This window comes from Pseudomonas sp. P110(2024), assembly GCF_057480795.1.
The window spans coordinates 181,065-202,460 of the sequence record NZ_JBLIYT010000006.1 but is presented as its reverse complement, the minus strand read 5'-3'; the positions used below and the strand labels follow the sequence as shown (position 1 = coordinate 202,460).

The following is a 21,396-nucleotide window of genomic DNA, read 5'->3' as shown; positions in this document are numbered from 1 at the left end:
GGGCATCCATGCCCGTCACCTCCCTTCGCAAGGCCTGCGTTCGGCCTCCTGAAGTCGCGAAAGTACGGGCGGCGCCTGGACTGGCGCAGCTGTCGCTAGCTGGGTATGGCGCTAGACTCCAGATCGGCAACGGCAACGGCAACGGCAGGGATGGGTGGCGGTGTGGAGCGATAGGCACGCCGCATCGCCACAATAGCGAACGGTGGTTGTTCTAAAACCTGCGAAGTAGGACAATTATCGGCTTCACGTCCCAACCAGCGACCTTGCATGGCCTTTCTTGCACTTGGTATCAACCATAAGACTGCCTCGGTAGACGTACGCGAGCGCGTGGCGTTTACGCCCGAGCAGCTGGTCGACGCCCTGCAGCAGCTCTGCCGACTGACCGCTAGCCGCGAGGCGGCGATCCTGTCCACCTGCAACCGCAGCGAACTCTATATAGAGCAGGACCACCTCGCCGCCGACGCCGTGCTGCAATGGCTGGCCGACTACCACCAGCTGAGCCTCGACGAACTGCGTGCCAGCGCCTACGTCCATGAAGAGCACGATGCGGTCCGGCACATGATGCGCGTGGCCTCCGGCCTCGATTCGCTGGTACTCGGCGAACCGCAGATCCTCGGCCAGATGAAGTCAGCCTACGCCGTGGCCCGCGAGGCCGGCACCGTCGGGCCGCTGCTGGGGCGCCTGTTCCAGGCCACCTTCAGCGCCGCCAAGCAGGTGCGCACCGACACCGCCATCGGCGAAAACCCGGTCTCGGTGGCGTTCGCCGCGGTCAGTCTGGCCAGGCAGATCTTCTCCGACCTGGGCCGCAGCCAGGCGCTGCTGATCGGCGCCGGTGAGACTATCACCCTGGTCGCCCGTCACCTGCACGAGCAGGGCGTGCGTCGCATCGTCGTGGCCAACCGCACCCTCGAGCGCGCCAGCATTCTCGCCGAGCAGTTCGGCGCCCATGCCGTGCTGCTATCGGACATCCCGCAGGAACTGGCCAACAGCGACATCGTCATCAGTTCCACCGCCAGCCAGTTGCCGATTCTCGGCAAGGGTGCGGTGGAAAGCGCGCTGAAGCAGCGCCGGCACAAGCCGATCTTCATGGTCGACATCGCCGTGCCGCGTGACATCGAGCCGCAGGTGGGCGAGTTGGACGACGTCTACCTCTATACCGTCGACGACCTGCACGAAGTCGTCGCGGAAAACCTCAAGAGCCGCCAGGGCGCGGCCCAGGCCGCCGAAGAACTGGTCTCGGCCGGCGCCGACGATTTCATGGTGCGCCTGCGCGAGCTGGCGGCGGTGGATGTGCTCAAGGCCTACCGCCAGCAGAGCGAGCGCCTGCGCGACGAAGAACTGCAAAAAGCCCAGCGCCTGTTGGCCAATGGCGGCAATCCCGAGGACGTGCTGATGCAGCTGGCCCGGGGCCTGACCAACAAGCTCCTGCACGCCCCCAGCGTGCAACTGAAAAAGCTCTCCGCCGAAGGCCGCCTCGATGCGCTGGCCATGGCCCAGGAACTCTTCGCCCTCCACGAGGGCTCGACGGACAAATCCCCGCAATGAAAGCGTCGCTGCTGAACAAACTGGACACGCTCCAGGATCGCTTCGAGGAACTCACCGCGCTGCTCGGTGACGCCGAAGTCATTTCCGACCAGACGCGTTTTCGCGCCTACTCCCGCGAGTACGCCGAAGTCGAGCCGGTGATCGCCTGCTATCAAGGCTGGCGCAAGGTCCAGGACGACCTCGAAGGCGCCCAGGCGCTGCTCAAGGACGCCGACCCCGACCTGCGCGAGATGGCGGTCGAAGAAGTGCGGGAAGCGAAAGAGCAACTGGTGGGCCTGGAGTCGCAACTACAGCGCATGCTGCTGCCCAAGGACCCCAACGACGGGCGCAACGTGTTCCTCGAGATCCGCGCCGGCACCGGCGGCGACGAGGCGGCGATCTTCTCCGGCGACCTGTTCCGCATGTACTCGCGCTACGCCGAGAAACGCGGCTGGCGCCTGGAGATCCTCTCCGAGAACGAAGGCGAGCACGGCGGCTACAAGGAGATCATCGCCCGGGTCGAAGGCGACAGCGTCTACGGCAAGCTCAAGTTCGAGTCCGGCGCGCACCGTGTGCAGCGAGTCCCGGAAACCGAATCGCAGGGCCGCATCCACACCTCCGCCTGCACCGTGGCGGTGCTGCCCGAGCCAGATGAGCAGGTGGCGATCGAGATCAACCCGGCTGACCTGCGCGTGGACACCTACCGCGCCTCCGGCGCCGGCGGCCAGCACGTCAACAAGACCGACTCGGCGATCCGCATCACCCACTTGCCCACCGGCATCGTGGTCGAGTGCCAGGAAGAGCGTTCGCAGCACAAGAACCGTGCCCGCGCCATGTCCTGGCTGTCGGCCAAGCTGAACGACATGCAGACCAGCGCCGCACAGAACGCCATCGCCAGCGAACGCAAGCTGCTGGTGGGTTCGGGTGACCGTTCCGAGCGCATCCGCACCTACAACTATCCACAGGGCCGGGTCACCGACCACCGTATCAACCTCACGCTCTACTCCCTGGACGATATCCTCGCCGGTGGCGTGGAGGCCGTGATCGAGCCGTTGCTGGCCGAATACCAGGCCGATCAGCTGGCCGCCCTGGGGGATTGAATGACCATCATCGCCAGCCTGCTGCGCAACGCGCAGTTGCCGGACTCGCCGACCGAACGGCTGGACGCCGAGTTGCTCCTCGCCGCGGCCCTGGGCAAGTCGCGCAGCTTCCTGCACACCTGGCCCGAGCGCATCGTCAGCAGCGAGGCGGCGCAGGTGTTCGCCGACTACCTCGAGCGGCGTCGCGCCGGTGAGCCGGTGGCCTATATCCTCGGCCAGCAGGGGTTCTGGAAACTGGACCTGGAAGTCGCGCCACACACGCTGATTCCGCGTCCGGACACCGAGCTGCTGGTGGAAACCGCCCTCGAACTCGTGCCGCCCACGCCTGCCCGGGTCCTCGACCTGGGCACCGGCACCGGGGCCATCGCCCTGGCCCTGGCCAGTGAGTGCCCGGCGTGGCAGGTCACGGCGGTGGACCGCATCGACGAGGCCGTGGCCTTGGCCGAGCGCAACCGCGAGCGCCTGGGCCTGGGCAATGTCCAGGTGCGCGCCAGCCACTGGTTCGACGCCCTTGTGGGTGAGCGTTTCGACATGATTCTCAGCAACCCGCCCTATATCCGCGCCGCCGATCCGCACCTGGTGGCTGGTGACGTGCGCTTCGAGCCCAGCAGTGCCCTGGTGGCCGGCGAAGACGGGCTGGACGACCTGCGGGTGATCGTCGCCCAGGCCCCGGCACACCTGCAGCCCGGTGGTTGGCTGCTGCTCGAGCACGGCTATGACCAGGCGCCTGCTGTACGCGACCTGTTGGCAGCGGCGGGCTTCATCGATGTCGCCAGCCGTGTCGACCTGGGCGGCCACGAACGTATCAGTCTGGGGCGCCTGTCATGCTGAGCGACCAGGAGCTGTTGCGCTACAGCCGGCAGATCCTGCTGTCGCAGGTGGATATCGATGGGCAGTTGCGCCTGAAACACGGCAAGGCCCTGGTCATCGGCCTCGGTGGACTGGGCTCGCCGGTGGCGCTGTACCTCGCCGCGGCGGGTGTCGGCGGGCTGCATCTGGCCGATTTCGACACCGTCGACCTGACCAACCTGCAACGCCAGGTGATCCACGACAGCGACAGCGTCGGCATGAGCAAGGTCGATTCGGCCATCAGGCGTTTGCAGGCGATCAACCCGGAGATCAGCCTGGTCGCCCATCGTCGGGCACTGGATGAGGATTCGCTGGCCGCCGCAGTGGCGGCGGTCGATGTGGTGCTCGACTGCTCCGACAACTTCGGCACCCGCGAAGCGGTAAATGCTGCCTGCGTGGTTGCGGGCAAACCGTTGGTCAGCGGCGCGGCGATCCGCCTTGAGGGCCAGTTGTCGGTGTTCGACACCCGCCGCGACACCAGCCCCTGCTATCACTGCCTGTATGGCCATGGCAGCGAGGCCGAGCTGACCTGTAGCGAGGCCGGGGTAATCGGCCCGCTGGTGGGGCTGGTCGGCAGCCTGCAGGCACTGGAAGCGCTGAAGTTGCTGGCCGGTTTCGGCGAGCCGCTGATCGGCCGCCTGCTGCTGATCGACGCCCTGAGCACCCGCATGCGCGAATTGCGGGTCAAGCGCGACCCCGCCTGTGCCGTGTGTGGCAATCGCCATGGCTGAGCGTTCGGCGCCGGTGGGTGTGATGGACTCCGGCGTTGGCGGTTTGTCGGTGCTGGCCGAGATCCAGCGCCTGCTGCCCAACGAGTCGTTGCTCTATCTGGCCGACAGCGGCCATGTGCCCTATGGCGAGAAGTCGCCGGACTACATTCGCCAGCGCCTGCGACTAATCGCCGGTTTTTTCCATGAGCAGGGCGCCAAGGCGCTGGTCCTGGCCTGCAACACGGCTACGGTGGCGGCGGTGGCCGACCTGCGCGAGCTTTACCCGGACTGGCCGTTGGTGGGGATGGAGCCGGCGGTCAAGCCGGCGGCCGCGGCAACCCGTTCCGGCGTGGTCGGCGTGCTGGCCACCACCGGTACCCTGCAAAGCGCCAAGTTCGCTGCCTTGCTCGACCGCTTCGCCAATGACGTGCGGGTAATCACCCAACCTTGCCCTGGGCTGGTCGAGCGTATTGAGGCGGGGGACCTGGTCAGCGAGCAACTGCGCCAGTTGCTGTCGGGTTATGTGAAACCGTTGCTGGCGGCCGGCTGCGACACCCTGATCCTGGGTTGCACCCACTATCCGTTCCTACGGCCCATGCTGGCCGAGATGGTGCCGGCGGATGTGGCGATCATCGACACCGGCGCTGCCGTGGCGCGCCAACTGCAACGTCTGCTGGATGCTCGCGGGCTGCTCGGTGACGGGCCGGCGCAGCCGACGGCGTTCTGGAGCAGTGGCGAGCCAGGCAACCTGCAGAAAGTCCTGCCGCTGTTGTGGAACCAATCCGGCAGCGTGCAGCGCTTTCTGCCTTGAAGCCTGCAGTCAGCTGCTCTTGGGCAGTGGCCACAGTTCGCCTGGGTTGAGCACCTCCAGTACCAGCTCGGGTTGGCGCTGATCCAGGCGTGCCAGCAACTCCTGCGCCGCGCTTTGCGCCGTCCAGGGCTCCGGAATGGCCTGCACCGAGCTCACCGGGTTTTTCAGCGATTGAGGCGCCACCACGGTCAGGTCGATGCCCAGCGCGTGCAAGGAGTTGCGTTGCTCGCTCAACCACTTCGGCAGGCTGTTGCCGCCACTGAGGGGCTGGTTCGGCTCGAACAGCTGCAACGCCGAGTAGCGACTGAGGATGGCCATGACCTGTGGTTTCTCGCCCTTGGCCAGCAGTGACAGGGCGCCGGCCAGGCACTGCTGCGTGGCCAGCAGGTTGCTGCTGATGATCTGCTCGAACACCTCCCCATCCGCTACAGCATCTGGCAGGTAGTCGCAGGTGCCGGCGTTGATGATCAGGCTGTCGAGTGCGCCCCATTTCGCCAGAAGCCGTTGGCTCGCTTCCGGCAAGGGGGCGGGAAGGCGCAGCAGGCGTGCGCCGTGCTGTTGGCCCAATGTGTCCAGCTCCTGGCTATCCCTGCCACTGGCGGCAACCTGATGCCCCGATGCGAGCAACTGTCCCACCAACGCCAGCCCAACTCCGTGGCTGGCTCCTGTGACCCAGAAACGACGTGTCATGCGTTATGCCTCTGATCCTGCCAGTTGGACAAGCCTTTGAAGGCCTCCAGTGCTCTTTGGCGACTGCTATCGAGATCGACTATCGGACTCAGGTAATAATTAGTAGCAAATAGATCCGTAGATTTCACCGGTTGATGGATCGATCGATCATCTTTTTCTTCCAGCTCAGGCAACCAATGACGGATGAAGGTTCCCTTGGGGTCGAAACGCTGCGATTGGGTAACGGGGTTGAAGATTCGGAAATAGGGCACCGCATCGGTCCCCGTCGAGGCGCTCCACTGCCAGCCACCGTTGTTGGCGGCCAGGTCCCCGTCTATCAGGTGACGCATGAAATGCCGTTCGCCCTGCCGCCAGTCGATCAGCAGGTTCTTGCTGAGGAACATGGCGACGATCATGCGCAAGCGGTTGTGCATCCAGCCAGTGTGCAGCAGCTGGCGCATGGCGGCATCGATGAGGGGGAAGCCGGTTCGGCCCTCTTTCCAGGCCTGCAGGTCGGCGGGTGCGTCGCGCCAGGGCAATGCTTCTGTCTGCGGGCGGAAGGCGCGGTGCCGGGAGACTCGGGGGTAGCCCACCAGGGTGTGCTTGTAGAACTCGCGCCACAGCAGCTCGTTGACCCAGGTCTGCACGCCGACGCTGCCGCTGTCGAACTCGCCCCTGTTGCTCGCCAGTGCCGCGTGTAGGCACTGGCGCGGCGAGAGCACGCCAGCGGCGAGATAGGGGGACAACTGGCTGGTGCCTGCCTTGGCAGGCAGGTCGCGCAGTTGGGCGTAGTCGTCGATGGTTTCGTCGACGAAGCGCTGTAGCCGCCGCCTGCCTTCATCCTCGCCTGCAGGCCAGTGCTGGCGCAGGGTATCGGAAGGGGGCTCGAAGCCTTCGATCTGCAGCGGGATGGCGTCGCCATGAATACCGAGGGACTGCTGGGCCTGTACCGATTGAACCAGCGGCGGGAGGCTGCGGTGCAGGTGCTCCAGGCAGACTCGCTTGAACTGGCTGAATACCTGGAAGTACTGGCCGGTGCGGGTCAGCACGCTGCCGGGTCTGAACAGCAGCTGGTCGAGGTGGCCGGTGGCGCTGATCCCGGCTTGCTGCAGCGCTTCATATGTCGCTTGGTCCCGCCGTGCCTCGTTGATGCCGTATTCGTCGTTCCAGTGCACGGCCTCTATGCGGTGCTGACGGCAGACACCGAGCACGCATTCAGGGACATCTGCCCAGGTGTCGGTGGTGCGAATCAGCAGTGGAATGTTCAGTGCCGCCAGCGACTGTTGCAGCAGTCGCAGGTTGCGCAGCCAGAAATCGACCTTGCACGGCGCATCGTCGTGGGCCTGCCACTGGCCGGGGCTGGCAATCCAGAGGGCCACGGTCGGGCCACGTTGACAGGCGGCCGCGAGGGCAGTGTTGTCGTCGATGCGCAGGTCGCTGCGCAGCCAGATCAGTTGCATGGGGGGAAGGCTCAAGGTCGGGATTGCTGAAGACGGCGCAAGGCGGTTTGCGGGCTGTCGAACAGGTGCAGGTCAGTCAACGACAGTGCCTGCAATTGCGCCTTATGGAGAGTGACTGTGTTGCCACCCAGGAGTTTCATCGTGTTGATGTCCTGCAGCGCACGGCCCAGTGCGGCGAGGTCGGGGCGGCGACCGAGGTGCAGCAGCAGCGCTTGCGGCCGCAACTGCTCCACGGCCTGGCGCAGTTGGCGGGGCTCGACTGACCACTCGAGGATCTCCAGAGCGTAGCCGTTGCTGCTCAGCAGCCAGGCGCAGAGCCAAAATTGCGGGTCGAAAGGTGTATCGTCGGTGCGGGCAAGCAGTACGCAGGGGCCACCGAGCGAGTGACTGTCGTGATAGACCCGTGCCCCCAGCTTGCTGCGCAGCCAGCCTTGGAAGAACACTTGTTCCAGCCGGGCGTCGAAATGCGTTTGCCAGCGCTGTTCGAGGGCTTCAAGCAGCGGTAGCAGCAGACGCTCGCAGACGGTCACAGCAGGGTAGAGGGCGATCATCTGGTTGATCAGCTGGTCCAGCGGACGCTGGGCAAGCCGGGCGATGGCCTTGATCAGCTGTTCGATACGCTCGCCCCATTCGCCTTGGATCGGCGCGGTGGCGTGCGTGTCATTGTCCAGCAGTTCGCGCACCTGGCTCACCGCGGCGCCACGCTCCAGCCAGCGCAGCACGGCCTGGACGCGTTGCACCTGGTCCTGGGGATAAAGACGATGCCCCTTGGGCGTGCGCTGCGGCGTGATCAAGCCGTAGCGGCGTTCCCAGGCGCGCAGGGTGACTGGGTTGACGCCGGTCAAGCGGGCCACTTCGCCGATGGGCAGCAAGGGGTCAGATGGCATTGCGCAGTCCGAGGTCTTCCGGATGGGGTTGCAGGTAGGCCTGTTGCAGCAGGTAGGGATCGGGATGACGGCGCAGATGGTGCTTGAGCAGGGTCAAGGGCACCACCAAAGGCACCACGCCTTTCTGGTACTGGCCGATGACCTGTTGCAGCTCGGCCTTGTCCGCCTGGCCGAGGTCCTTGCGCAGGTAGCCGCTCAGGTGCTGAAGCACGTTGCCGTGGGTGCCGCGGCTTGCGCAGCGGCGTAGCGCCTGCATCAGCTGGCTGAAGTAGCGCGGACCGAGCTGCGCTGGATCATCGTCGCGGCTCATGCTCCCGAGCAGGCGCCCAAGGCCGCGGTACGCCTGGGGATTGTGCGCCATCAGCAGGTACTTGTAGCGGGCATGGAAACGGATCAGCGCGCCGCGACTCAGGCCCTGGCGCAGCAGTTGGCGCCAGTCGGCGTAGGCGTAGACGCGGGCGATGAAGTTTTCCCGCAGCACCGGATCGTGCAGCCGGCCTTCCTCTTCGACCGGCAGGTCCGGGCGCCGCTCGCAGAATGCCGCGGCGTAGGCGCCCCGGCCATTCTGGTGGGCCGGGCGGCCGTCCTCCTGGTAGACCTTGACCCGTTCAAGGCCACAGGACGGTGACTTTTGCATGAAGATGTAGCCGCAGATATCGTCGAGTTCGTCGGCCATCTGCGCGCCGTAGGCACGCAACGGGCCGGCGAAATCGGTGACATTGTTACGCGTACCGGTGACAGCCGGGTGCTCGGGATCGCCCACCAGGCGAATGGGTTCCCGGGGAGTGCCCAGGCCAATGGCGACCTCGGGGCACAGTGGGACCCAGTCGAAATGCTGGTCGAGCAGTTCGAGACAGAGGCTGGAGGCTTTGTGGCCGGCGTTGTAGCGTACGTTCAGGCCAGTCAGGCAGGCGCTGATGGCCAGACGTGGCTTGCCGCTGGGCGGGAAAGCGTTCATCGCGGTCTCCGGAATGACTTGTACAGGCTGCACGGTTTGTACAAGTCTATTCCAGCACAGATGAAAACTTATACAAGAATATTTTTTTGTATAAATTTGCTTTCGATTATTCCAGATGCTCCAGCAGGCGTCGAGCGGCTTCCTGGCCGCTGAGCCACGCCCCTTCGACCCGACCGGACAGGCACCAGTCGCCACAGGCATACAGGCCCAGGTCGGCATCGGCCAGCGTGCCCCACTCATGATTGACGGCAGGGCGCGCGTACAACCAGCGGTGGGCAAGCGCAAAGGTCGGTGCGGGGACGACGCAGCCGACCAATTCGGCAAATTCTCCCCACAACTGCTCGATCACTTCTTCCTTGGGCAGGTCGATGTGCTGTTTGCTCCAGTTGGAGGTGGCATGCAGCACCCAGGTGTCGAGGTGCTCGTCACGGCCCGGTTTACTGCGGTTGCGCGCCAGCCAGTCGAGCGGGCTGTCTTGCACGAAGCAGCCCTGCATAGGGGTTTCCAGTGGTGTCTGGAAGCCCAGGGCAACGGCCCAGGTCGGCTCCATTTGCACCCCGGCGGCAACCGCCGCGAGTTTGGGGGCGGCGGCCAGCAACGGGGTGGCCTGGGGCGCCGGCACGGCGATCACCACCTGGCTGAACGGCCCATGGCTGCAGCCTTCGGTGTCCTGCAAGTGCCAGTATTGCTTGCCGCGGAACACCTCGGCGATGCGGCAGCCGAAGTTCACCGTGACATCCTTGAGCAGGCCGCGAGTGATGGCGCTCATGCGCGGCACGCCGACCCATCGGGTTTGTTCGTCGGGGGAGGGGGTCAGTTCGCCATCGCGGTAGTTGTACAGCTGCGGTTTCCACTGCGCAGCCCAGCCATTGGCCACCCATTGCTGGACCTGTTCGACAAAGCGCCGGTCGCGGGCGGTGAAGTACTGGGCACCGAGGTCCAGGGCGCCGGCATCGCTGCGCTTGCTGGCCATGCGTCCGCCGCTGCCGTGGCCCTTGTCGAACAAATGAACGGTCTGTCCGGCCTTTTGCAGGGCCTGGGCGGCGGACAAACCGGCGATTCCGGCACCGATGATGGCAATAGGTACTGTCATGATGGCCTCTTCGAACCTAGCTATACGCAGCCTACGCTGCCAGGTAAACCTGTACAATGCACGATGTTTGTATAAGGTTATTCCGCTCGATAGGCAGGTTGGCCTATGTTTATCCGAGAGCGTTCGGTCAAAAAAGTGCCTTGATCTTAAAAATAGACCACGGCCGCCCAGTGTGAGGACACAGCCATGCATATATTGCTGACCGGCGGTACCGGCCTGATCGGCCAACACCTGTGCCAGGTGTGGCGCCAGCAAGGGCATCGCCTGACGGTCTGGAGCCGGCGCCCTGAACAGGTGGCGAAAATCTGGGGCACCGGCGTGCGGGGCGTCGCCCGGCTGGAGGACATTGCCGATGAAGACGAGGTCGACGCGGTGGTCAACCTGGCCGGTGCGCCGATCGCTGACCGGCCCTGGACCGCAGCGCGACGCAATCTGCTCTGGACCAGCCGGGTGACCCTCACCGAGCAGTTGCTGGCCTGGCTGGAGCGCCGTGAGCGCCGGCCGCAGGTGCTGATTTCCGGCTCGGCGGTGGGCTGGTACGGTGACGGTGGCGAGCGTGAGCTCACCGAGGCTTCGCCGCCGGTGAAAGAGGACTTCGCCAGCCAGCTGTGCATCGCCTGGGAGGAAACCGCCCAGCGTGCCGAGGCCCTGGGAATCCGCGTGGTGCTGGTGCGCACCGGCCTGGTGCTGGCCGCCGATGGCGGCTTTTTGTCGCGCCTGCGTCTGCCTTACAAGCTGGGCCTGGGGGGGCCGCTGGGCGATGGTCGGCAGTGGATGCCCTGGGTGCATATCGACGACCAAATCGGCCTGATTGATTTTCTCTTGCAGCACAACGAAGCCAGCGGTCCCTATAATGCCTGCGCGCCGGAGCCGGTGCGCAATCGAGAGTTCGCCAAGCGCCTGGGGCGCACCTTGCATCGCCCGGCGTTCATGCCGATGCCGGCGCTGCTGCTCAAGGCCGGGCTCGGCGAGCTGTCGACGCTGCTGCTCGGTGGCCAGCGCGCGCGCCCGGTGCGGCTGCTGGCGGCGGGCTTCACGTTCCGTTTCAACGATCTGCAATCGGCCCTGGACAACCTGTCCAGCCGCCTCTGACATAGGACGCTGCATGACTGATCACGCCCTGCTGCTGGTCAACCTGGGTTCGCCGGCCTCCACCTCGGTGGCCGACGTGCGCCGTTACCTCAACCAGTTCCTCATGGACCCGTACGTGATCGACCTGCCCTGGCCGGTGCGGCGATTGCTGGTGTCGCTGATCCTGATCAAGCGCCCCGAGCAGTCGGCCCATGCCTACGCCTCGATCTGGTGGGACGAGGGCTCGCCGCTGGTGGTGCTGACCCGCCGTCTGCAGCAGGCGATGATGGCCCATTGGCCCCATGGGCCGGTGGAGATCGCCATGCGCTACGGCCAACCGGCGCTGCCGGAAGTCTTGGAGCGCCTGGCCGCGCGAGGGGTGCGCAAGGTCACGCTGGCGCCGCTCTATCCACAGTTCGCCGACAGCACCGTGACCACGGTCGTGGAGTTGGCGAAACAGACCATCGCCGAGCGCAAGCTGCCTTTGCAGACCCGCATTCTGCGGCCGTTCTACGACCACCCAGACTACATCGATGCCCTGGTGGCTAGCGCCCGCCCGTATCTGGAACAGGATTATGATCACCTGCTGCTGAGCTTCCATGGTTTGCCCGAGCGGCACTTGAAGAAGCTCGATCCCACCGGCAACCACGACTTCCAGGCCGCCGACTGCTGCAAGGACGCCAGCGCCGAGATGCGTGCGGTGTGCTATCGCGGCCAGTGCCTGGCCACGGCCAGGGCGTTCGCGCAGAAGATGGGCATCCCGGACGGCAAGTGGTCGGTGTCGTTCCAGTCGCGCCTGGGCCGGGCAAAGTGGATCGAACCCTACACCGAGACGCGCCTGGATGAGCTGGGCAAGGCGGGTGTGAAGAAGCTGCTGGTTATGTGCCCGGCGTTCGTCGCCGATTGCATCGAGACGCTGGAGGAGATTGGCGATCGGGGCAAGGAGCAGTTCATCGAGGCGGGCGGGAAGGAGCTGGTGCTGGTGCCGTGCCTGAATGATCACCCGGAGTGGGTGAGGGTGTTGGCGGGGATGTGCGAGAAGGTCTGAGAAACTCGCCTGGCTTTGAAACGAGGGGCCGCAAGGCGGCCCCAGGATTTCAATGAAGACTCAAGGCAACTGGTCATCCAGTTTCTTGTTCTTCCAGCCATCGTTGCCCGGCAGGATCAGGTTCAGGGCAATGGCCACCACGGCGCACAAGGCGATGCCCTTCAGGCCCCAATCGTCCGGGCCGTCGCCGCTGCCGATCAGCACGCCGCCGATGCCGAACACCAGGGTCACCGAAACGATCACCAGGTTGCGCGCCTCGGCCAGGTCGATCTTGTGGCGGATCATGGTGTTCATGCCCACCGCCGCGATCGAGCCGAACAGCAGGCAGAGAATGCCGCCCATCACCGGTACCGGAATGCTCTGCAGCAGCGCGCCGAACTTGCCTATGAAGGCCAGGGTGATAGCGAATACCGCCGCCCAGGTCATGATCTTCGGGTTGTAGTTCTTGGTCAGCATCACCGCACCGGTCACTTCGGCGTAGGTGGTGTTGGGCGGGCCGCCGAACAGGCCGGCGGCGGTGGTGGCCAGGCCGTCACCCAGCAGCGTGCGGTGCAGGCCGGGCTTTTTCAGGTAGTCGCGGCCGGTCACGCTGCCTACCGCGATCACACCGCCAATGTGTTCGATCGCTGGGGCCAGGGCCACTGGCACGATGAACAGGATGGCCTGCCAGTTGAAGGCCGGCGCGGTGAAGTTGGGCAGCTCCAGCCAGGGGGCCGCGGCGATCTTGGCGGTGTCGACCACGCCGAAGGCGAACGACAGGGCGAAGCCCACCAGCACGCCGGCGATGATCGGCACCAGGCGGAAGATGCCCTTGCCGAACACGGCCACGATCAGGGTGGTCAACAGCGCCGGCATGGAGATCATCATGGCGGTCTTGTACGGCAGCAGTACGCTGCCGTCGCCGGCCTTGCCCATCGCCATGTTGGCGGCGATCGGCGCCATGGCCAGGCCGATGGAGATGATCACCGGGCCGATCACCACCGGCGGCAGCATGCGGTCGATGAAACCGGTGCCCTTGATCTTCACCATCAGGCCCATGAAGGTGTACACGAAGCCTGCCGCCATCACGCCGCCCATGGTCTCGGCCAGGCCGAACTGGCCCTTGGCGAGGATGATCGGGGTGATGAAGGCAAAACTCGAGGCCAGGAACACCGGGACCTGGCGGCCCGTGACCAGCTGGAACAGCAGGGTGCCGATGCCGGCGGTGAACAGGGCCACGTTGGGGTCGAGGCCGGTGATCAGCGGCATCAGCACCAGCGCGCCGAATGCCACGAAGAGCATCTGCGCGCCCGAGACGACCTGACGCCAGAGCGGGTCGTTGAAGCCGTCCTGCATGATCAGGCGTCCTTCTGCTTGGTGCCGAAGATCTTGTCGCCGGCATCACCCAGGCCTGGGACGATGTAGCCGTGTTCGTTCAGGCGTTGGTCGATCGAGGCGGTGTAGATCTGCACGTCGGGGTGGGCTTTCTCCACCACGGCGATGCCTTCGGGGGCCGCGACCAGGACCATGGCACGGATTTCCTTGCAGCCGGCCTTTTTCAGCAGGTCGATGGTGGCGACCATCGAGCCGCCGGTGGCCAGCATCGGGTCGATGATCAGGGCCAGGCGCTGGTTGATGTCCGGCGCGAGTTTCTCGAGGTAGGTGTGGGCTTCGAGGGTTTCCTCGTTGCGGGCAACGCCCACGGCACTCACCTTGGCCCCGGGGACCAGGCTGAGCACGCCGTCGAGCATGCCGATGCCGGCGCGCAGGATCGGCACGACGGTGATCTTCTTGCCGGCGATTTTCTCGACTTGCACCTTGCCGCACCAGCCGTCGATCTCGTAGGTCTCGAGCGGCAGGTCCTGGGTGGCTTCATAGGTCAGCAGTGCACCGACTTCCTGGGCGAGTTCGCGAAAATTCTTGGTGCTGATATCGGCACGGCGCATCAGGCCGAGCTTGTGGCGGATCAGCGGATGGCGGATCTCACGAGTAGGCATAGGGGGAGGGCTCCGGGAGGCGGGCAAAAAAACCGCGCTAGATTAATCTATTCATTCCTTGATGTCGTGCAGTCATTGTGCACGTTAGTCCATAAAGGCTTGATCTGGGACGAGCGGATGCGTACCTTTGCCCGCTTTTCCAAAACGCACCCCCTGGAGAGCGCCATGTCCGCCGATCTCGAGCATATCCGTCAAGTGATGCGCGAGGCTGATTGCCTGTACAACGAAGCCGAGGTCGAGGCCGCCATCGCCGAGGTCGGCAAGCAGATCTGCCAGGACCTGCACGACAAGAACCCGGTGGTCTTCTGCGTGATGAACGGCGGCCTGATCTTCTCTGGCAAGCTGCTGACCCACCTGCAGTTCCCGCTGGAAGCCTCGTACCTGCATGCCACCCGCTACCGCAACACCACCAGCGGCGGCGAGCTGTTCTGGAAGGCCAAGCCGGAAGTGTCGTTCATCGACCGCGACGTGCTGATCGTCGACGACATCCTCGACGAGGGCCACACCCTCAGCGCCATCATCGAGTTCTGCAAGCACGCCGGCGCCCGTGCGGTGCATACCGCCGTGCTGATCGACAAGGACCACGACCGCAAGGCCAGTCCGGACCTGAAGGCCACCTACACCGGCCTGCCATGCATCGACCGCTACATCTTCGGCTACGGCATGGACTACAAGGGTTACTGGCGCAACGCCAACGGTATCTTCGCGGTCAAGGGGCTGTGATCATGCGCCAGCCTGCGTTCCTCGATCAGTCGTTGTTCGACGGGCTGGCAGAGCGGGCCACCGCCAGCCCGCGCGGTCGGCAGAACCACAACTTCCACGAGATGGATGAGCCGTGTCATCGCATGGCCGTGGGGCTGCAATCGCGGACCTATATCCAGCCGCACCGTCATCTGAGCGACGACAAGGCCGAGACGCTGATCGTGCTCAAGGGGCGCCTGGGCCTGCTGATTTTCGACGACCAGGGCGCGCTGACCGACAAGCGTGTGCTCGAGGCCGGTGGCGACTGCCTGGGCGTCGACCTGGTGCCGGGGGTCTACCATGGCTTGGTGGTGCTGGAGGACGACAGTATCATGTTCGAGTGCAAGGCCGGGCCGTACCGTGCGGTAGGCGAGGGTGAGCTGGCCGAGTGGGCGCCACGCGAGGGTGAAGCGGGCGTTGCCGAGTATCACGCCTGGATGCGCGCGCAGTTCGATTGAGCCTGCGCTCCCTTGTCGTGGGGGTGGCGGTTCGCTGCTGCGACTTGCCCCCCGACAGAGCCTGTGCGTAGAGTGCCTGCTCATGCCAAGGAGCCCCACATGCGTGCGTTCATTCCCCTCCTGTTGGCGGTAAGCCTGCCGCTTTCCGCTGCGCCGCTGCACAGCCAGTTCCTCCCGCCCGACGACCTCTCCCTGCGCCAGGAGGCTCCGGCCAGCCAGCAACTGCTGCAGGTCACCGACTACAGCGTGGTGGTGGGCACCCAGCGCCAGTCCGACCAGCAACCGATTCCGATCACTTCGTCCTTGCAGATGCGCCTGAAGGGCAAGCCGTTGAGCAAGGGTTCTACCATCGCTCAGGTGTTGCTCAACTTCGATGGCGAAGGCGGCAAGAGCTTGAAAAAGCCGGCCTATGACGACAAGAGCCGGACCCTGACCCTCAACTACCCGATGGCCGACTACCGGGTGATCATGGACCTTCTGCGCAACGAAACCCTGTACGTGCAGTTCCTCACCTACGCCAATGGCCACATCTGGGCCGACCTGCACACCGGTACCGTACGTACGCGTTGAGGGCCGCAGGTTTCGGGGGGTAAACTGCCGGCCTTCGAAAATGTCCGTGATGGTCCAGTTGGAGTCGGCGATGCGTAAAGACAAGAAACAAGTGATTGGTGACGAGATCAGCGACGAGTACATCAAGACGTTCCTGCAGTTCGAGCCGGCCGATGGCCTGACCTCGCCGTCGCATCACAAGCTGATCAAGGGTTATCGTGGCCTGCGCATCGATGATTTCGAGCGTTATGTGGGCTTCTTCGTCGCGGCTGGTTATGACCTGGACGGCAAGGACGAGCACGGCAAGACCTTCGTCGAGGTGATCGCCGACCAGCGCAATGCGCCGGAGTACATCGAGATCATCGATAACGCCCGGGGCTGATAGAGGTCCAGGCACAAAAAAACGCCCCGAGGGGCGTTTTTTCGTTTTGGCCGGATCAGGCGTAATGCTTGGCCGGGCTGCTTTCCACCAGTTCCAGTGCCTCGTCGTTGTCGGCGCTGATCTTGTGGTACAGGGCGGCATCGCTGGCCAGAAGCTTCTCGCGGGCCGGGAAGATTTCCTTGAGCTTGGCGGCCCAGGCACCCTTGGCCTGCTCAGGGAAACAGCGCTCGATCAGCTCTAGCATGATCGACACGGTCACCGAGGCGCCTGGGGATGCGCCAAGCAGCGCCGCCAGGCTGCCGTCCTGGGCCGAGACCAGCTCGGTGCCGAACTGCAGGATGCCGCCTTTCTTCGGATCCTTCTTGATGATCTGCACGCGCTGGCCGGCCACTTCCAGACGCCAGTCCTCGGCCTTGGCCTCGGGATAGAAGCGGCGCAGCGATTCCAGGCGTTGTTCCATCGACTGCATCACTTCGCTCACCAGGTATTTGGTCAGGTCCATGTTGTCGCGGGCCACCGCCAGCATCGGGCCGATGTTGCCCATGCGCACCGACAGTGGCAGGTCCATGAGCGAACCGTGCTTGAGGAACTTGGTGGTGAAGCCGGCGTATGGGCCGAACAGCAGCGATTTCTTGCCATCGACCACGCGGGTGTCCAGGTGCGGAACCGACATCGGCGGGGCGCCTACTGCGGCCTGGCTGTAAACCTTGGCCTGGTGCTGCTTGACGATTTCCGGGTTGTCGCAGCGCAGCCACTGGCCGCTGACCGGGAAGCCACCGAAACCTTTGCTCTCCGGGATGCCGGACATCTGCAGCAACGGCAGGGCCGCGCCGCCGGCGCCGAGGAAGACGAAACGGGCGTCGACTTCGCGGCTGCCGCCGCTGTTGACGTCCTTGATGCTCACGGTCCAGCCGCTGCCGTTGCGACGCAGGCCGACGACCTTCTTGCTGTACTTGACCTGGGCGTCCGGGCTGTTGCCCAGTTGCTTGAGCAGCTTGTTGGTCAGGGCGCCGAAGTTGACGTCGGTACCCTTCATCACGCGGGTCGCGGCGATGCGTTGGTCCGCCGGGCGGCCCGGCATCATCAGCGGCATCCAATCGTTCATCACGGCCTTGTCTTCGGTGTATTCCATCTCCGAGAAGGCGTGGTGCTGCTTGAGCAGCTCGAAACGCTTCTTGAGGAAGTCGATACCCTTGTCACCCTCGACGTAGCTCAGGTGCGGAACCGGGTTGATGAAAGCACGTGGCGAGCCGAAGTTGCCTTTCCTGCTCAGGTACGCCCAGAACTGGCGCGAAACCTCGAACTGGGTGTTGATGTGCACGGCTTTCTTGATGTCGATGCTGCCATCGGCAGCCTGCGGGGTGTAATTCAGCTCGCACAGTCCGGCATGGCCGGTACCGGCGTTGTTCCAAGGGTTGGAACTTTCCGCGGCCCCGGAGTCCATCGCCTCGATGACCTCAAGCTTCAGGGTCGGGTCGAGCTCCTTGAGCAGTACGGCCAGGGTGGCACTCATGATGCCCGCGCCTACCAGTACCACATCAACCGATTCGTTCTGCGCCATTAACGCGTCTCCACAATCTACAGCACCTAATTGACAGCATAGGATCCCTGGGGTGGCCAGGATCGCCATGTCCGACTCTTCGCAGTTCTTGCAACTTCCGCGGACACCGCCAATCAGTCTTGGGTGTTCGGCTATTGAACGCCCTTTGCCACGGGTGCGGCAATTCGACTTATGGTCAAGTGCTCCGTCGTGCGTTATGGACCGGCCTCAGAGGCTCATCGGGGATGAGCGTTTTTGCCGTCTGTTCAGGGCTGTTCGGGACACATCTGCCGCTCTTGCACATGCCAGACTGTTCATTTGCTCGCCACACTCTCGTGAAGTTGTGAAAAACCGTTTTTTCACGCTCTTTTGGAGTCGTGAACCTCAAAAGTGGACTGCGCGATGGCAACCCGCAGGTTCATGCGAAGCAGAAGGCCGGAAACAGCAGGCACGACAGCCAATGCAAGACCTGAGTGGAAGGCTCTCTGTGGGCGAAGCGTCGAGGGTGCCGGGGTCAAGCGGCGAATGCGGGGCCCGATCAGGAGACGTCCTTATAATCGGGGGGAGATTATAACGATGTCGCGGGCGGAAAGGGCGTACTTGTTGGGTTTTTATTGCAGCGTTTGTCAGGCCGACAGGGTGCGTTGCTGCCAACGCTGCGTTGCATGGGCGCAAACCCGGGCGTTGGCTGGCAGCGGACGGCCGAGCCAGGCCAGTTGCGCCTCGTTCACCTGCACCCAGCCGCCGTTGCCCGGTGGCGTGGCACAGTGCTTGAAGCCGAGGCAGATGCCGTCGCTGTCGAGGCGGGCGTAGGTGGCGTGGCGCGGGCGGTGGAAGAGCAGGGTCCAGAGCGAGGCCATGGCGGTCAGTCCTGTGTGTGAGGGCTGGCGCCAGAGTAACCGGGGGGCATGAAACGATTGTGACACAGGGGCAGTTGCTGTTTGTGGCTTGCCGCTGGGTATACTGTGGGCCTTTGCCGCTTTTTCTGGAGAAACGCGCATGTTGCAACGTCTGTTGGTCGGTTTGTTCGCGGTGGCCAGCCTGAGCCTGGCCGGTTGTGCCCACAGCCCGCAGCAACTCAGCCCGCAACCCAAGCTTACCCAGCAACTGGCCCCGGTCGGTCACGGCCAGCCGGTGGTGGTCAAGGTCGTCGACGGGCGCGCCTCGCAGTCGCTCGGCACTCGTGGTGGCATGTACCCCGAGACCAGCACCATCACCGTCAATGGCAACGATGTCGTGCCCAAGCTGCAGGCCCAGGCCGAGGCGGCGGTGCGCCTGCTCGGTTTCACCCCGACGCCCAACGCCTACAACGCGCCGCAGTTGACTGTGACCCTGGCCGAGCTCAAGTACCAGTCGCCCAAGGACAAAATGTACGTGACCGAGGCGACCATCGGCGCCACCTTCCGTGCCGACGTGTCCAACGCCAACCGTCGTTACAGCGGCCGCTACGGTGCTTCGCTGGACCAGCGCTTCGGCATGGCGCCGAACCAGGAAACCAACACCAAGCTGGTGAGCGATGTGCTCAGCGATGCCCTGACCCGTCTGTTCAAGGACCCGACCGTCGGCCAGGTGCTGGGCGAGTAAGGCTTCTGTAAAGAACAAAACCCGCCGCCCGGTCATCCAGGCGGCGGGTTTTTTTATTTTCTTCGCGTACGTATTCGCGGCTCAGGCAGCCTGTACATTGAAGTCCAGCAGGCTGATTCCGGTATATGGGTCGACCTCAGGCAGGTCCTGATGGGCATGCCCGCCCAGCGCGCAATACACCAGCCACTGGCGGTCCTGGACATTGATGGCGAAACCGTCGATCAGCGCCTGCTGCTCGTCGCTCTGGGCGACAAGGTAGAGGCGGTCCTGGTTCTCGGCGTGCAGCATGACAAGCTCCGGTTCGGTAGAGGCCGACAGGGTGGCCTGCCCTCATGACGAGCGTGTGACAGATGAAATTAAATGACAGCTGGTCGTAAAGTGGCGGCACCGATCCCGGGCTTGAGTAGAATGCCGGGCTTTGCCGTACGTGATGCCGAGGTCGCGCAATGTCGTTGCAAATGCTCTGGGGCTTCTTGGTCGCCCATCCGGCCAAGCTGATCAACCTGCTGGCCCTGCTCATTACCTGCCCTGGCGGGCTGCTGCTGCACAGCGCCCGGCGTCGCGAGGCGCTGAGCCGGGAGCGTCTGGCGGTGGATGAAGGCGTGGTTGAAGGCCTCGAGCAGCGGGTGCCGCGCTATTACTACATCCTGGGCTTCTGCTGCCTGGCGATGGCCTTGCTGCTGTCCTGGTTCAGTACCTGGATCTGATTTGTCGGAGCGGGCACGCCCGCTTCGACAAAGCGTTTTGTCAGGCCGATGCCGGCTGGCGCTTCACCTGATACTGGTTACGTACCGGCGTCGCATACTGCTGTACCAGGTACGGCTGATGCTCTACGGGGCATGCGTCCAGCCGACGCTGCCATTCTTCCTTCGCCTTGGCCAGTTCGTCGGCCGGGAAGATTTTTTCCGCGCTCGGCACCTCGAGCGTCGCGTCCTTCTGCGCCCACATCGCATAGGCCAGGTAGTGCACCGGGAACAACCGGTAGCCGCCGAGGATCTGCCGGTCGATGGCCTGGGCCAGTTGCTTGGTGTCCTCGTGATAGTCGCTCACCGGTGGGGCGAAGTTGATGTGTACCCGACCTTTGTAGCCGGTGATGCCCTGGGCGATGCTGTTGTCGTCCTCGCCCGGCGCCTTGGTGTAGCTGCCGGTGGTGGCGCGGATGTACAGCTCGCGGGCCTTGGCCTGGTCGCAGGGGTCGTATTCGTAGCTGATCGACACCGGGATCAGGTTCAGGCCCTGGATCACCGCGCCGAACGGCTCGTCCTTGCGGCTCATGTGGAACATCTTGAGGATCGCCGAATCGGTACGGTCGTCACCGTCCTTGGCGCGGCCTTCGGCCTGGGCGATCCAGATCGACACGCAATCGTTGCGGATCGAGTGGTTGATGTAGGCCGAGAGCAACTGATAGGCGGCCAGCTTCTCGCGGCGGCCACTGATCGAGCGGTGCACGATGAAGCTCTTGTTCAGGCGCATCATGTCGCTGACGAATGGCTTTTGCAGCAGGTTGTCGCCGATGGCGATGCGCGGCGTCGGCAGGCCGGCGTGGTACACCGCGTAGTTGACGAAGGCCGGGTCCATGACGATGTCGCGGTGGTTGGCCAGGAACAGGTAGGCGGTACCCGACTTGAGCTGTTCGACGCCGGTGTAGGTGACGCCATCGGTGGCGCGGTCGATGGTGCGGTCGACGTAGTACTCGACCTTGTCCTGCAGCGTGGACACGCAGCTTACGCCGGCGAATTCCTTGCGCAGGCGCCGGGCGATCAGCGGTTTGAGCAGCCAGCCGAAGGCGCCCGCGGCGCGCGGGAAGCGGAAGTGGGTGAGGATATCGAGGAATGCCGGGTCGCTGAGCAGGCGTGCCAGAACGGCAGGGACCTCAGCGTCGTCGTACGGTCGGATGGCATCGAATTCGCCCATCATGCTCTCTTGTTGGAAACGGCTAGGGTAATTAGGTAGGGGCGGGCTCCGAAAAACGGCTCGGACGCACAC

Annotated in this window: 24 protein-coding genes; 13 read left to right on the top strand and 11 right to left on the bottom strand. The window is 64.3% G+C overall.

Going from position 1 to position 21,396, the window contains the following annotated elements; all coding sequences use genetic code 11:
* Window positions 1-267 precede the first annotated feature (267 nt).
* Genes hemA through murI form a run of 5 tightly spaced genes read left to right on the top strand, consistent with a single transcriptional unit; the run spans window position 268 to window position 4,994 of the window.
* A complete protein-coding gene (gene hemA / locus AC25ND_RS11550; RefSeq protein WP_062364645.1) occupies window positions 268-1,545 on the top strand; it encodes a glutamyl-tRNA reductase in 1,278 nt (425 codons plus the stop codon).
* Window positions 1,542-2,624 carry a peptide chain release factor 1 gene (gene prfA / locus AC25ND_RS11545; RefSeq protein ID WP_028691144.1) on the top strand — a complete coding sequence of 361 codons (1,083 nt, stop codon included), beginning with the start codon at window positions 1,542-1,544 and terminating at the stop codon, window positions 2,622-2,624. Before hemA ends, prfA begins: the two co-directional genes overlap by 4 nt.
* Window positions 2,625-3,455, top strand: a complete 831-nt coding sequence (gene prmC, locus AC25ND_RS11540; protein ID WP_028691143.1) for a peptide chain release factor N(5)-glutamine methyltransferase — start codon at window positions 2,625-2,627, stop codon at window positions 3,453-3,455.
* Window positions 3,449-4,204 (top strand): molybdopterin-synthase adenylyltransferase MoeB, encoded by a 756-nt coding sequence (locus AC25ND_RS11535; protein ID WP_028691142.1) that lies wholly within the window; start codon window positions 3,449-3,451, stop codon window positions 4,202-4,204. Before prmC ends, AC25ND_RS11535 begins: the two co-directional genes overlap by 7 nt.
* Window positions 4,197-4,994 (top strand): glutamate racemase, encoded by a 798-nt coding sequence (gene murI, locus AC25ND_RS11530; RefSeq protein ID WP_028691141.1) that lies wholly within the window; start codon window positions 4,197-4,199, stop codon window positions 4,992-4,994. The genes AC25ND_RS11535 and murI overlap by 8 nt, the downstream gene beginning before the upstream one ends.
* A gap of 9 nt (window positions 4,995-5,003) precedes the next feature.
* Here murI and AC25ND_RS11525 read toward each other — a convergent pair whose 3' ends face one another.
* From AC25ND_RS11525 to AC25ND_RS11505, 5 genes are all read right to left on the bottom strand, one after another.
* Complete coding sequence (locus AC25ND_RS11525) at window positions 5,004-5,684, bottom strand: SDR family NAD(P)-dependent oxidoreductase (RefSeq protein WP_186596434.1); 681 nt, start codon at window positions 5,682-5,684, stop codon at window positions 5,004-5,006.
* Window positions 5,681-7,123 carry a deoxyribodipyrimidine photo-lyase gene (gene phrB / locus AC25ND_RS11520; protein WP_182322452.1) on the bottom strand — a complete coding sequence of 481 codons (1,443 nt, stop codon included), beginning with the start codon at window positions 7,121-7,123 and terminating at the stop codon, window positions 5,681-5,683. Before phrB ends, AC25ND_RS11525 begins: the two co-directional genes overlap by 4 nt.
* 11 nt (window positions 7,124-7,134) lie before the next feature.
* On the bottom strand, window positions 7,135-8,010 hold the full coding sequence (locus tag AC25ND_RS11515) for a MerR family transcriptional regulator (RefSeq protein WP_486976310.1): 876 nt from the start codon (window positions 8,008-8,010) through the stop codon (window positions 7,135-7,137).
* Complete coding sequence (locus AC25ND_RS11510; RefSeq protein WP_186596422.1) at window positions 8,000-8,968, bottom strand: DUF523 and DUF1722 domain-containing protein; 969 nt, start codon at window positions 8,966-8,968, stop codon at window positions 8,000-8,002. The genes AC25ND_RS11515 and AC25ND_RS11510 overlap by 11 nt, the downstream gene beginning before the upstream one ends.
* A 106-nt stretch (window positions 8,969-9,074) precedes the next feature.
* Window positions 9,075-10,061, bottom strand: coding sequence for an NAD(P)/FAD-dependent oxidoreductase (locus tag AC25ND_RS11505; protein WP_028691136.1), 987 nt, complete (start codon window positions 10,059-10,061; stop codon window positions 9,075-9,077).
* A 186-nt stretch (window positions 10,062-10,247) separates the two neighbouring features.
* Here AC25ND_RS11505 and AC25ND_RS11500 point away from each other — a divergent pair, with 186 nt between their 5' ends.
* Together AC25ND_RS11500 and hemH are read left to right on the top strand one after the other, a co-directional pair.
* Window positions 10,248-11,153 carry a TIGR01777 family oxidoreductase gene (locus tag AC25ND_RS11500; protein ID WP_486976309.1) on the top strand — a complete coding sequence of 302 codons (906 nt, stop codon included), beginning with the start codon at window positions 10,248-10,250 and terminating at the stop codon, window positions 11,151-11,153.
* Window positions 11,154-11,166: 13 nt separating this feature from the next.
* Window positions 11,167-12,180 carry a ferrochelatase gene (hemH, locus tag AC25ND_RS11495; RefSeq protein ID WP_486972139.1) on the top strand — a complete coding sequence of 338 codons (1,014 nt, stop codon included), beginning with the start codon at window positions 11,167-11,169 and terminating at the stop codon, window positions 12,178-12,180.
* Between the two features lie 60 nt (window positions 12,181-12,240).
* On the opposite strand, the gene AC25ND_RS11490 is transcribed toward hemH, so the two are convergent.
* Both AC25ND_RS11490 and upp read right to left on the bottom strand, forming a co-directional pair.
* On the bottom strand, window positions 12,241-13,515 hold the full coding sequence (locus AC25ND_RS11490; protein WP_062364640.1) for a uracil-xanthine permease family protein: 1,275 nt from the start codon (window positions 13,513-13,515) through the stop codon (window positions 12,241-12,243).
* Between the two features lie 2 nt (window positions 13,516-13,517).
* Window positions 13,518-14,156, bottom strand: a complete 639-nt coding sequence (upp, locus tag AC25ND_RS11485) for a uracil phosphoribosyltransferase (protein WP_028691132.1) — start codon at window positions 14,154-14,156, stop codon at window positions 13,518-13,520.
* Between the two features lie 165 nt (window positions 14,157-14,321).
* Here upp and AC25ND_RS11480 point away from each other — a divergent pair, with 165 nt between their 5' ends.
* The 4 genes from AC25ND_RS11480 to AC25ND_RS11465 all read left to right on the top strand — a co-directional run bounded on the left by AC25ND_RS11480 (window position 14,322) and on the right by AC25ND_RS11465 (window position 16,286).
* On the top strand, window positions 14,322-14,879 hold the full coding sequence (locus AC25ND_RS11480) for a hypoxanthine-guanine phosphoribosyltransferase (protein ID WP_062364638.1): 558 nt from the start codon (window positions 14,322-14,324) through the stop codon (window positions 14,877-14,879).
* 2 nt (window positions 14,880-14,881) lie between these two features.
* Window positions 14,882-15,355, top strand: coding sequence for a WbuC family cupin fold metalloprotein (locus AC25ND_RS11475; RefSeq protein ID WP_236247747.1), 474 nt, complete (start codon window positions 14,882-14,884; stop codon window positions 15,353-15,355).
* A gap of 99 nt (window positions 15,356-15,454) precedes the next feature.
* Window positions 15,455-15,925 (top strand): hypothetical protein, encoded by a 471-nt coding sequence (locus AC25ND_RS11470; RefSeq protein ID WP_062364634.1) that lies wholly within the window; start codon window positions 15,455-15,457, stop codon window positions 15,923-15,925.
* Window positions 15,926-15,995: 70 nt separating this feature from the next.
* Window positions 15,996-16,286, top strand: a complete 291-nt coding sequence (locus AC25ND_RS11465; protein WP_028689512.1) for a PA4642 family protein — start codon at window positions 15,996-15,998, stop codon at window positions 16,284-16,286.
* A gap of 55 nt (window positions 16,287-16,341) precedes the next feature.
* Here AC25ND_RS11465 and mqo read toward each other — a convergent pair whose 3' ends face one another.
* Window positions 16,342-17,847, bottom strand: coding sequence for a malate dehydrogenase (quinone) (gene mqo / locus AC25ND_RS11460; protein WP_028689513.1), 1,506 nt, complete (start codon window positions 17,845-17,847; stop codon window positions 16,342-16,344).
* A 605-nt stretch (window positions 17,848-18,452) separates the two neighbouring features.
* Entirely contained in the window at window positions 18,453-18,686 is a 234-nt protein-coding gene (locus AC25ND_RS11455; protein WP_028689514.1) for a hypothetical protein, read from the bottom strand.
* 139 nt (window positions 18,687-18,825) lie between these two features.
* Here AC25ND_RS11455 and AC25ND_RS11450 point away from each other — a divergent pair, with 139 nt between their 5' ends.
* Entirely contained in the window at window positions 18,826-19,410 is a 585-nt protein-coding gene (locus AC25ND_RS11450; protein WP_011532230.1) for a YajG family lipoprotein, read from the top strand.
* An 81-nt stretch (window positions 19,411-19,491) separates the two neighbouring features.
* Here AC25ND_RS11450 and AC25ND_RS11445 read toward each other — a convergent pair whose 3' ends face one another.
* Window positions 19,492-19,698 (bottom strand): hypothetical protein, encoded by a 207-nt coding sequence (locus AC25ND_RS11445; RefSeq protein WP_028689515.1) that lies wholly within the window; start codon window positions 19,696-19,698, stop codon window positions 19,492-19,494.
* 158 nt (window positions 19,699-19,856) lie between these two features.
* Here AC25ND_RS11445 and AC25ND_RS11440 point away from each other — a divergent pair, with 158 nt between their 5' ends.
* Entirely contained in the window at window positions 19,857-20,117 is a 261-nt protein-coding gene (locus tag AC25ND_RS11440; RefSeq protein ID WP_062364632.1) for a hypothetical protein, read from the top strand.
* Window positions 20,118-20,157: 40 nt separating this feature from the next.
* Here the strand turns inward: AC25ND_RS11440 and AC25ND_RS11435 are convergent, their stop codons facing one another.
* On the bottom strand, window positions 20,158-21,324 hold the full coding sequence (locus AC25ND_RS11435) for a 1-acyl-sn-glycerol-3-phosphate acyltransferase (protein WP_028689517.1): 1,167 nt from the start codon (window positions 21,322-21,324) through the stop codon (window positions 20,158-20,160).
* Window positions 21,325-21,396 lie beyond the last annotated feature (72 nt).

Coding starts and splice junctions, on each gene's coding strand:
- hemA (WP_062364645.1), top strand. CDS start 268: ATGGCCTTTCTTGCACTTGGTATCAACCATAAGACTGCCTCGGTAGAC.
- prfA (WP_028691144.1), top strand. CDS start 1,542: ATGAAAGCGTCGCTGCTGAACAAACTGGACACGCTCCAGGATCGCTTC.
- prmC (WP_028691143.1), top strand. CDS start 2,625: ATGACCATCATCGCCAGCCTGCTGCGCAACGCGCAGTTGCCGGACTCG.
- AC25ND_RS11535 (WP_028691142.1), top strand. CDS start 3,449: ATGCTGAGCGACCAGGAGCTGTTGCGCTACAGCCGGCAGATCCTGCTG.
- murI (WP_028691141.1), top strand. CDS start 4,197: ATGGCTGAGCGTTCGGCGCCGGTGGGTGTGATGGACTCCGGCGTTGGC.
- AC25ND_RS11525 (WP_186596434.1), bottom strand. CDS start 5,684: ATGACACGTCGTTTCTGGGTCACAGGAGCCAGCCACGGAGTTGGGCTG.
- phrB (WP_182322452.1), bottom strand. CDS start 7,123: ATGCAACTGATCTGGCTGCGCAGCGACCTGCGCATCGACGACAACACT.
- AC25ND_RS11515 (WP_486976310.1), bottom strand. CDS start 8,010: ATGCCATCTGACCCCTTGCTGCCCATCGGCGAAGTGGCCCGCTTGACC.
- AC25ND_RS11510 (WP_186596422.1), bottom strand. CDS start 8,968: ATGAACGCTTTCCCGCCCAGCGGCAAGCCACGTCTGGCCATCAGCGCC.
- AC25ND_RS11505 (WP_028691136.1), bottom strand. CDS start 10,061: ATGACAGTACCTATTGCCATCATCGGTGCCGGAATCGCCGGTTTGTCC.
- AC25ND_RS11500 (WP_486976309.1), top strand. CDS start 10,248: ATGCATATATTGCTGACCGGCGGTACCGGCCTGATCGGCCAACACCTG.
- hemH (WP_486972139.1), top strand. CDS start 11,167: ATGACTGATCACGCCCTGCTGCTGGTCAACCTGGGTTCGCCGGCCTCC.
- AC25ND_RS11490 (WP_062364640.1), bottom strand. CDS start 13,515: ATGCAGGACGGCTTCAACGACCCGCTCTGGCGTCAGGTCGTCTCGGGC.
- upp (WP_028691132.1), bottom strand. CDS start 14,156: ATGCCTACTCGTGAGATCCGCCATCCGCTGATCCGCCACAAGCTCGGC.
- AC25ND_RS11480 (WP_062364638.1), top strand. CDS start 14,322: ATGTCCGCCGATCTCGAGCATATCCGTCAAGTGATGCGCGAGGCTGAT.
- AC25ND_RS11475 (WP_236247747.1), top strand. CDS start 14,882: ATGCGCCAGCCTGCGTTCCTCGATCAGTCGTTGTTCGACGGGCTGGCA.
- AC25ND_RS11470 (WP_062364634.1), top strand. CDS start 15,455: ATGCGTGCGTTCATTCCCCTCCTGTTGGCGGTAAGCCTGCCGCTTTCC.
- AC25ND_RS11465 (WP_028689512.1), top strand. CDS start 15,996: ATGCGTAAAGACAAGAAACAAGTGATTGGTGACGAGATCAGCGACGAG.
- mqo (WP_028689513.1), bottom strand. CDS start 17,847: ATGGCGCAGAACGAATCGGTTGATGTGGTACTGGTAGGCGCGGGCATC.
- AC25ND_RS11455 (WP_028689514.1), bottom strand. CDS start 18,686: ATGGCCTCGCTCTGGACCCTGCTCTTCCACCGCCCGCGCCACGCCACC.
- AC25ND_RS11450 (WP_011532230.1), top strand. CDS start 18,826: ATGTTGCAACGTCTGTTGGTCGGTTTGTTCGCGGTGGCCAGCCTGAGC.
- AC25ND_RS11445 (WP_028689515.1), bottom strand. CDS start 19,698: ATGCTGCACGCCGAGAACCAGGACCGCCTCTACCTTGTCGCCCAGAGC.
- AC25ND_RS11440 (WP_062364632.1), top strand. CDS start 19,857: ATGTCGTTGCAAATGCTCTGGGGCTTCTTGGTCGCCCATCCGGCCAAG.
- AC25ND_RS11435 (WP_028689517.1), bottom strand. CDS start 21,324: ATGGGCGAATTCGATGCCATCCGACCGTACGACGACGCTGAGGTCCCT.